Genomic DNA, 9,368 nt, shown 5'->3' with positions numbered 1-9,368 from the left:
CGCGGCCGCGCGGCGCGGCGCCGGCGGTGTCCGCGGTGTCGGCCGCGTCCGCGGGCGCCGGGGTGGCGTCGGGGGGCGCCTGATAGCGCTTGCGGATGTCGGCGTCGCCACCGCGCAGATCCAGGTCCATCTGTCTGCCGGTCAGGTCATCGAACACCAGAATCGCGCCGCGGTCCGGCGCGGCCTGCGCCTGCTTGACGGCCAGGGCGACCTCGGCGAGCGCGCCGCGCGCCAGCAGGCGGTGGCCTTCAAAAGCGGTATGGGGAAGGGCGGGCAGTGTCATGAGGGATATGGGGTTATTTATCCGGATAAATTTGATATCTGGCATTGTGCGGGGCGCCAAAGGACTTGTCAATATAATCCGGGTAAAAATAGTGCAAGCATGCGACGCCGATTGAAAAAAGTCGCAAAAATTCCGCCGCGACCTAGGGTCAACACCTAGTCAAAACACGTCAGCGGCGTATAATCTTGCTTTGCGCCCGGAGTTACCCATGCGTCTCGTTCACAAAGCGCTCACCTTCGACGATGTGTTGTTGGTGCCTGCGTATTCCGAGGTGTTGCCGCGCGACACCTCCCTGGCCACGCGCCTGACCCGCAACATCTCCCTGAACATCCCGCTCGTGTCCGCCGCCATGGACACGGTCACCGAATCCCGCCTGGCGATCGCCATGGCCCAGGAAGGTGGCATCGGGATCATCCACAAGAATCTGTCCGCCGACGCCCAGGCCCGTGAAGTCGCCCGCGTCAAGCGCCACGAATTCGGCATCGTGATCGATCCGGTCACCGTCACCCCCCAGATGAAAGTGCGCGACGCCATCGCGTTGCAGCGCCAGCATGGCATCTCGGGCCTGCCGGTGGTGGAAGGGCGCAAGCTGGTCGGCATCGTCACCAACCGCGACCTGCGCTTCGAAGAGAACCTGGACCAGCCCCTGCGCAACATCATGACGCCGCAGGAACGCCTGGTCACCATGAAGGAAGGCGCCACGCTGGATGAAGCGCAGGCCCTGATGCACAAGCATCGCCTGGAACGCGTGCTCATCGTCAACGACGGTTTCGAGCTGCGCGGCCTGGCCACCGTCAAGGACATCGTCAAGAACACCGAGCACCCGCTGGCCAGCAAGGATGCCCAGGGCCAGTTGCGTGTCGGCGCCGCGGTCGGCGTCGGCGGCAACACCGAAGAGCGCGTCGAAAAGCTGGTCGCCGCCGGCGTCGACGTGCTGATCGTCGACACCGCCCACGGCCACTCCAAGGGCGTGCTGGAAGGCGTGCGCTGGGTCAAGCAGAACTACCCCAAGGTCGAAGTCATCGGCGGCAACATCGCCACTGCCGCCGCCGCGCGCGCGCTGGTCGAGCATGGCGCCGACGGCGTCAAGGTCGGTATCGGCCCCGGCTCGATCTGCACCACCCGCATCGTGGCCGGTGTCGGCGTGCCGCAGATCCACGCGATCTCCGAAGTCGCCAAGGCGCTGGAAGGCACGGGCGTGCCGCTGATCGCCGACGGCGGCATCCGCTACTCGGGCGACGTCGCCAAGGCCCTGGCCGCCGGCGCGTTCTCCTGCATGATGGGCGGCATGTTCGCCGGCACCGAAGAAGCGCCGGGCGAAGTGGTGCTGTTCCAGGGCCGCTCGTACAAGTCGTACCGCGGCATGGGCAGCCTGGGCGCCATGACCGAAGGTTCGGCCGACCGCTACTTCCAGGACCCGGCCAACAACGCCGACAAGCTGGTCCCCGAAGGCATCGAAGGCCGCGTCCCCTACAAGGGCAGCGTGCTCGCCATCATCTACCAACTGGTCGGCGGCATCCGCGCCTCCATGGGCTACTGCGGCGCCGCCACCATCGACGACATGCGCACCAAGGCCGAATTCGTGGAAATCACCTCCGCCGGTGTCCGCGAATCCCACGTGCACGACGTACAGATCACCAAGGAAGCGCCCAACTACCGCGCCGACTGATCCCCGTACAGTCAACTACAATGTCAGGCATCACGCACCGGCAGAACCGCAGAATCAGTCAGCGGGTCTGCCGGTGCGGTTTTATTTACTGCGGTTTCATTCATTACCGGTAGAGTCTCCATGCACCAGCGCATCCTCATTCTCGACTACGGTTCGCAAGTCACCCAACTGATCGCCCGCCGCGTGCGCGAAGCCGGCGTCTACTCCGAAGTGCATCCCGGCGACGTCGACGACGCTTTCATCCGCGACCAGATGGCGCAGGGCCTGAAGGGCATCATCCTGTCGGGCAGCCATGCATCGGCCTACGAAGAAGGCTCCATGCGCGTGCCGCACGCCGTGTTCGAGCTGGGCGTGCCCGTGCTGGGCATCTGTTATGGCATGCAGTCCATGGCGCAACAGCTGGGCGGCGTGGTCAGCTTCTCCGACCACCGCGAATTCGGCTACGCCGAAGTCCGCGCCCACGGCCACACCAAGCTGCTGGAAGGCCTGGCAGACTTCACCACGGACGACGGCCACGGCATGCTCAAGGTCTGGATGAGCCACGGTGACAAGGTCACCGAGCTGCCGCCGGGCTTCAAGCTGATGGCCTCCACGCCGTCCTGCCCCATCGCCGGCATGGCCGACGAAGATCGCCGCTTCTACGCCGTGCAGTTCCACCCCGAAGTCACGCACACCGTGCAGGGCAAGGCCATGCTGGCCCGCTTCGTCAACGAGATCTGCGAATGCCAGGGCGACTGGAACATGCCCGACTACGTCGCCGAAGCCGTCGCCCGCATCCGCGAGCAGGTCGGTGAAGACGAAGTCATCCTCGGCCTGTCCGGCGGCGTCGACTCGTCGGTGGCCGCGGCCCTGATCCACAAGGCCATCGGCGATCAATTGACGTGCGTGTTCGTCGACCACGGCCTGTTGCGCCTGGACGAAGGCAAGCAGGTCATGCAGACCTTCGCCGAGAACATGGGCGTCAAGATCATCCACGTCGACGCCACCGCCCAATTCATGGGCAAGCTGTCCGGCGTGGCCGACCCCGAAGCCAAGCGCAAGATCATCGGCCGCGAATTCGTGGAAGTGTTCCAGGAACAAGCCGGCAAGCAGAAAAGCGCCAAGTGGCTGGCCCAGGGCACCATCTACCCCGACGTCATCGAATCGGCCGGCGCCAAGACCGGCAAGGCCACCTCGATCAAGTCGCACCACAACGTCGGCGGCCTGCCCGACACGCTGAACCTGAAGCTGCTGGAACCCCTGCGCGAACTGTTCAAGGACGAAGTCCGCGAACTGGGCGTGGCCCTGGGCCTGCCGCCGCAGATGGTCTACCGCCACCCGTTCCCGGGCCCGGGCCTGGGCGTGCGCATCCTGGGCGAAGTCAAGCATGAATACGCCGAGCTGCTGCGCCGCGCGGACGCGATCTTCATCGAAGAACTGCGCAACACCAAGGACGAGGCCAGCGGCCTGACCTGGTACGAGCTGACCTCGCAGGCGTTCGCCGTGTTCCTGCCGGTGAAGTCGGTGGGGGTGATGGGCGATGGTCGCACCTACGAATATGTCGTGGCGCTGCGGGCTGTGCAGACGTTTGACTTCATGACGGCCGATTGGGCGCCGCTGCCGCATCCGTTGCTGGCTCGGATTTCCTCGCGGATTATTAATGAGGTGCGGGGGATTAATCGGGTGGTTTATGACGTGTCGAGCAAGCCGCCTGCGACGATTGAGTGGGAATAACGCCGCTTCGCTTGGCGAACGGTAAATAAAAAAAGGCGCTTCGGCGCCTTTTTTCATTTACCGCGCCTGGCGACGGAGGACGACCCGGCCTGACCTTGAACCTGACTGCGAATTAGCCTGGATCAGGAGAGCAGATTGCCGACAATAGCCGTATTCGCCGTATCAACGCAGCGTGGAGCATTCGTTGCTGCGGACGCGCATCGCTAGCAGGAGGATTCCCCTGCCTTCAGGCAGGGGGCATCAACGACGCTTCCCACTATTTAAACTGGATTCCTTTGATAGCCAGCATGGGCGAAAGCAAGCAAGTGAACGTGACTGCGGCAAGGTCTGGGCCTGAAGACTTGTAGAAAGAAGTCCCCTCTACCGCAATGTCGTATCGCTCAGCTTTCGTTCCTGCGATTGAGGCGCCCGGACGATAGCGGGGGCCGCCAATACTAATCTCCACAACATTGGAGTAAACGCTATGGTCGAAATTTGGACGGTTGATCTTCGCGGGTGCAGCATCAACGCAAACCTTGGCCGCCATTGCCTTGCCTTTATCAGTATTTATTCCCGGCTTGAACTGTTTGGGACGAATTAAACGCCAATAGTTGGCCTCAGGACTATATGAGGCGGGCTCGTACTTCCCGGTGCCTTCGCGAAGATGACACTGCACCAGTTGCGGACTGATTCCATCTATTGCGATGAAAGTTGCATCTGGATTGAATGAGCGCGCGCTCTTGAGGTAGCGGGAGTCAATTTCAAATGGCACCGTCTGGCCTTTGGTGCGGGATGCGCAGAGTTTCTCTTTTTGTGGGTCATTGCCAATGGCATCGTTCCGTATCATTTCAGCTTGGGCAACACATGAAAAAAGCAGCAAACCAAGACCCAGTGACAAGCAGCGCATTCAATTTCTCCATGTTGATCCGCACGAAGTGGGATTAGCCAGAAAATACCACAGCGATTTCAAGCTTCGTTCAATTCGTGAGGTATTGCAATGCCTACGGCGCCATGGGACAGCAGGACGGCACGGAGCAGTGACTTTTCCCGCACGAAGCGGACATACATTACGCAAGATCTGGTGGGGGCGCGCGTCCGGGGCCACCTATCGCCTGGCGTTGCGCGACGACACGCAAGCCACAGGAGCCATAACCGGTGTACGGATATGCCGAGTCCTAAGCTGCGAGATATGTGCCCAAGAGGGGCAAGTGCGTTTCGGCGGGGAGCCGTCACCATTCCAACCCATAACGCACCGCCACCGTTCTTCCAAGCGCGAGCGACATTGACGTCCAGACTCGCCTCGACTCCGCTCACACGCTCCTTCTGGTTGAACAGCCGCAGCGCCCGATCCTTCGCGTCGTAGAACTGCGTCACGTCCGAATTGTTCTGATAGGCCGTGAGGCTGGCCTGCACCGTATCCCACGCGCCGCGCCAACCGATTTTATAGCTGTCGACTTTCAACGCCTGTGAGTTCAACTGCTGGATGTTGTAGATGGAGCGACGAGCAGGTATTCCTACTCGCTAGAGGCAGGCTTGCCTCGGTACGCTTCCAGGCGGTCAGCGTTTTCTGTTGAACATCGCGAGGGAATAACGCCGCGGAGGTTCCGCGGTAAATGAAAAAAGGCGCCGAAGCGCCTTTTCTATGGAGTTGGAGGGGCAATCTAGCTACCGATTCAATCGTGTCTCCGCATACCTACAGCCTCGCCATCACCCCGCCAATTCCTTCCGGACGATTTCCGCGCCTTCGCTCAGCGCCAGCAGCTTGCCGTGCGCAATGGCGCGCGACAGCGGCGCCATGCCGCAGTTGGTGCAGGGATAGAGCTTGTCGGCATCGACAAACTTGAGCGCCTTGCGCAGCGTATTGGCCACTTCTTCCGGCGTTTCAACGGTATTGCTGGCCACGTCAATGGCGCCGACCATCACCTTCTTGCCGCGAATCAGTTCGATCAGGTCGATCGGCACATGCGAGTTGTGGCATTCCAGCGAGATGATGTCGATGTTGGACTGCTGCAGCTTGGGGAAGGACTCTTCGTACTGGCGCCACTCGGATCCCAGCGTCTTTTTCCAGTCGGTGTTGGCCTTGATGCCGTAGCCATAGCAAATATGCACGGCGGTTTCGCACTTCAGCCCTTCGATGGCCCGTTCCAGGGTGGCGATGCCCCAGTCGTTCACTTCGTCGAAGAAGACGTTGAAGGCCGGCTCGTCGAACTGGATGATGTCGACGCCGGCGGCTTCCAGTTCGCGGGCTTCCTGGTTGAGGATCTTGGCGAATTCCCAGGCCAGCTTTTCGCGGCTCTTGTAGTGGGCGTCGTAGAGCGTGTCGATCATCGTCATGGGGCCGGGCAGGGCCCACTTGATCGGCTGCTGGGTCTGCTGGCGCAGGAACTTGGCGTCTTCGACGAAGACCGGTTTCTGGCGGCTCACGGCGCCCACCACGGTCGGCACGCTCGCGTCATAGCGGTCGCGGATGCGGACGGTTTCGCGTTTCTCGAAGTCGACGCCATCCAAGTGCTCGATGAAGGTGGTGACGAAGTGCTGGCGGGTCTGTTCGCCATCGCTGACGATGTCGATGCCGGCGTGCTGCTGTTCCTGCAGCGCCAGGCGCAGCGCGTCCTGTTTGCCTTCGATCAGTTCCTGGTCTTGCAGTTTCCAGGGCGACCAGAGCTTTTCGGGCTGGGCCAGCCAGGACGGTTTGGGCAGGCTGCCGGCGGTGGAGGTGGGCAGGAGTTTTTTCATGGTCTGTCGTCTCGTGTGTGTTGGGTTAGTGCGCGTAGCTGGCGGCCCAGCTGTCGAGCACGTGCTTGTATGGCTTGATGAAGTGTTCTTCGGTGAACTTGCCTTGCTTGACGGCCAGTTGGCTGCGCTCTTCGCGGTCATAGACAATCTGCGTCAAGGAATAGTCCTGGTTCTTCAGGCTCGGCTGATAGAACGGGCCCGCCGCGGAGTTGGCGTTGTAGATCTCGGGGCGGTAGATCTTCTGGAAGGTTTCCATCGTGCTGATGATGCTGATCAGCTCCAGATTGGTGTAGTGACCCAGCAGGTCGCCCTGGAAATAGAAGGCCAGCGGCGCGGCGCTGCCGGCGGGCATGAAGTAGCGCACCCGCAGCCCCATTTTTTCGAAGTACTGGTCGGTCGAAGAAAATTCGCTCTGCCGATATTCGACGCCCAGGATGGGGTGGTGGTTTTCGGTGCGCTCGTAGGTTTTGCTGCTGGAGGCGCTGATGCAGATGACCGGCGGCTTGCTGAAGCGTTCCTGGTAGGCGCTTGATTTCACGAAGTGCTTGAACAGCTTGCCGTGCAGTTCGCCGAAATTGTCGGGCGTGCTGAACGTGGGGCGGTTGTTGTTGTGTTCCGGCAGGAGCACGCTGAAGTCGTAGTCGCGCACGTAGGACGAGAAATTGTTGCCGACAATGCCCTCGATGCGTTCGTTGTTGGCCTTGTCGACGATGTTGGTCTTCAGGATCTCGATCAGCGGAAAGACATCGCCGGCCGCGCCGATATGCATTTCAACGGTGATGATCTCGAGTTCGACGGCGTAGCGGTCGCCCTTGGGGTTGTCCCAGTGCGCCAGATTGTTGAAGCGCTTGTCGATCATCCGCAGGGTGTTGCGCAGATTCTCCTGGCGGCTCTCGCCCCGGGCCAGGTTGGCGAAATTGGTGGTGATGCGCGTGTTGTCCGAAGGACGATAGTTCTCATCAAAAGGGATGCTTTTGACGGTGAAGGTGAACGCTTTGCTCATGGTGATTGGATACGCTGATAGTGCGAAAAAGTCCGCGGAAAATGAAAGCCGGCCCGGTTCGGGCGCATGGCGCGAAAAGTGAAGCCGTTGAGGCGCCCACAGGGCGCATGCCGGACGTGAAGGGCCGCCGGGTCCGCGTTCCGGACTGGCGTCAGGCGCAGGCCGCGACCGCTTCCTCCACGGCGGCGGGGCGCGGACGGCGGGTCAGTTCGACCAGCGGCAGCGCCCGTTGCACCGCGAGGCAAGCCCGTTCGATCAGGGCCTTGTCCTGCAGCCGGTAGTCGGCGAAATCCTTGTCGGTGGCGTAGACGCCCAGCGGCAAGGTGCGCGCCTGGAAGAAGCTGAACAGCGGCCGCAATTGATGGTCGATCATCAGGGCGTGGCGCTCGCTGCCGCCGGTGGCCGCCAGCAGCACGGGCTTGTCGATCAGGGCGTCCTGGTGAATGAAGTCGAAGAAGTGCTTGAACAGGCCCGTGTAGGTGCCGCGAAAGACCGGGGTGGCCACCACCAGCACGTCGGCCTGTTCGACCGCGCCCAGTTCCCGCTCCACCGCGTCCGGCAGATGCGAGCGCCAGGTCGCGCCCGCCAATTGCGGGGCGAGTTGACCCAGTTCGACCAGGCGTTGTTCGCACGGGACTTCGTCGGCGATCAGGTCCAGCAGGTGCTGTGCCAGGGCCGCGGATTTGGAGGGGCGTTGCAGTCCGCCGGAAACGGCTACTAGACGGAGTGGGCGTGTCATTTTTGCTTCATGGAGAGGGATTTGCGCGGCGCCGCGTGCGCAGACGACGGCAGCGCATACTAGTGGCGGGTACTGATGAAGTAAAATGGTTTTATTTCACAAATCCATGAGCGGAAATCATCTGAATGCTTGAGCGCATCCACCTCAGCATCGTCCAGCAGGTCGAAAAGCAGGGGTCGCTGACGGCCGCCGCGGTCGTGCTGAACCTGACCCAGTCGGCCCTGAGCCACAGCATGAAGAAGCTGGAACAGCAACTGGGCACCGCCGTCTGGCTGCGCGAAGGCCGCAGCCTGCGCCTGACGCAGGCCGGTCAATACCTGCTGGCGGTGGCGAACCGCGTGCTGCCGCAACTGGACCTGGCCGAAGAACGGCTGGGCCAGTTCGCGCAGGGCGAGCGCGGCGCGTTGCGCATCGGCATGGAATGCCACCCCTGTTATCAGTGGCTGCTCAAGGTGGTGTCGCCTTATCTCGCGGCCTGGCCCGACGTCGATGTGGACGTCAAGCAGAAGTTCCAGTTTGGCGGGATCGGCGCGCTCTTCGGCTACGAGATCGACCTGCTGGTCACGCCCGACCCGCTGTTCAAGCCGGGGCTGAAGTTCGAGCCGGTGTTCGATTACGAGCAGGTGCTGGTGGTGGCCAAGGGCCATCCCCTGGCGTCGGCCGGCTATGTGAAACCGCAGCAACTGACTCAGGAAGTGCTGATCAGCTACCCCGTGGACATCGAGCGCCTGGACATCTACAACCAGTTCCTGTTGCCGGCCGGGGTCACGCCCAGGCGGCACAAGGCCATCGAGACCACTGACATCATGGTCCAGATGGTGGCCAGCGGCCGGGGCGTGGCCGCCTTGCCGCGCTGGCTGGTCCAGGAGTACGCGGCCAGGATGGACGTGGTGCCGGTGCGGCTGGGCGCGCGCGGCATCGCCAAGCAGATCTTCCTGGGCGCGCGCGAGGCCGACACCGCCATCGACTACGTGCGGGCCTTCATCGAACTGGCCCGCCAGCCCGCCGCCGCGGCCGCGATCGCGCAATAAACCCTTCCCGCGTCGCAGGCAGGCCGATGGCACTTACATCGGCTCATGACTCGGTACAGAACGCAAGGGTTGCCCGCCGGCACACGCCAGACATTGCGATACCATCTCCGGGCCTGCCGCGTCCCCCCATTCATGCTGAAGCGGCGCGAATGCTGGCTAAAAGCGCAAGGCAGGCATCCCCCACGCTGAAATAAACCAAGAAGACGGAGAAACCG

At 62.2% G+C, this 9,368-nt stretch carries 8 protein-coding genes; 3 read left to right on the top strand and 5 right to left on the bottom strand.

From position 1 onward, the window contains the following. The coding region (locus HV701_RS23070; RefSeq protein ID WP_175135330.1) for a DUF2239 family protein at nucleotides 1–283 on the bottom strand (283 nt) is incomplete at its 3' end. 208 nt (nucleotides 284–491) lie between these two features. Between HV701_RS23070 and guaB the strand changes: the two genes are divergently transcribed. Then, nucleotides 492–1,952 carry an IMP dehydrogenase gene (gene guaB, locus HV701_RS23065; protein ID WP_175135329.1) on the top strand — a complete coding sequence of 487 codons (1,461 nt, stop codon included), beginning with the start codon at nucleotides 492–494 and terminating at the stop codon, nucleotides 1,950–1,952. A 120-nt stretch (nucleotides 1,953–2,072) separates the two neighbouring features. Then, the gene (gene guaA, locus HV701_RS23060; RefSeq protein ID WP_175135328.1) at nucleotides 2,073–3,665 is read left to right on the top strand and encodes a glutamine-hydrolyzing GMP synthase; all 1,593 of its coding nucleotides are present in this window, start codon (nucleotides 2,073–2,075) and stop codon (nucleotides 3,663–3,665) included. A 256-nt stretch (nucleotides 3,666–3,921) separates the two neighbouring features. Here the strand turns inward: guaA and HV701_RS23055 are convergent, their stop codons facing one another. From HV701_RS23055 to msuE, 4 genes are all read right to left on the bottom strand, one after another. Further along, nucleotides 3,922–4,551, bottom strand: coding sequence for a hypothetical protein (locus HV701_RS23055; RefSeq protein ID WP_175135327.1), 630 nt, complete (start codon nucleotides 4,549–4,551; stop codon nucleotides 3,922–3,924). An 800-nt stretch (nucleotides 4,552–5,351) separates the two neighbouring features. Further along, nucleotides 5,352–6,380 (bottom strand): methionine synthase, encoded by a 1,029-nt coding sequence (locus tag HV701_RS23050; RefSeq protein WP_175135326.1) that lies wholly within the window; start codon nucleotides 6,378–6,380, stop codon nucleotides 5,352–5,354. 25 nt (nucleotides 6,381–6,405) lie between these two features. Then, complete coding sequence (locus HV701_RS23045; RefSeq protein ID WP_175135325.1) at nucleotides 6,406–7,383, bottom strand: DUF1852 domain-containing protein; 978 nt, start codon at nucleotides 7,381–7,383, stop codon at nucleotides 6,406–6,408. 151 nt (nucleotides 7,384–7,534) lie between these two features. Continuing rightward, entirely contained in the window at nucleotides 7,535–8,122 is a 588-nt protein-coding gene (msuE, locus tag HV701_RS23040) for an FMN reductase (protein ID WP_175135324.1), read from the bottom strand. A gap of 125 nt (nucleotides 8,123–8,247) precedes the next feature. Between msuE and HV701_RS23035 the strand changes: the two genes are divergently transcribed. Further along, nucleotides 8,248–9,153, top strand: a complete 906-nt coding sequence (locus HV701_RS23035) for a LysR family transcriptional regulator (RefSeq protein WP_175135323.1) — start codon at nucleotides 8,248–8,250, stop codon at nucleotides 9,151–9,153. The last annotated feature ends 215 nt before the right edge of the window (nucleotides 9,154–9,368 follow it).

The organism is Achromobacter pulmonis (genome assembly GCF_902859765.1).
GTDB lineage: Bacteria > Pseudomonadota > Gammaproteobacteria > Burkholderiales > Burkholderiaceae_B > Achromobacter > Achromobacter pulmonis.
This window is presented reverse-complemented; position numbering and strand designations above follow the sequence as displayed.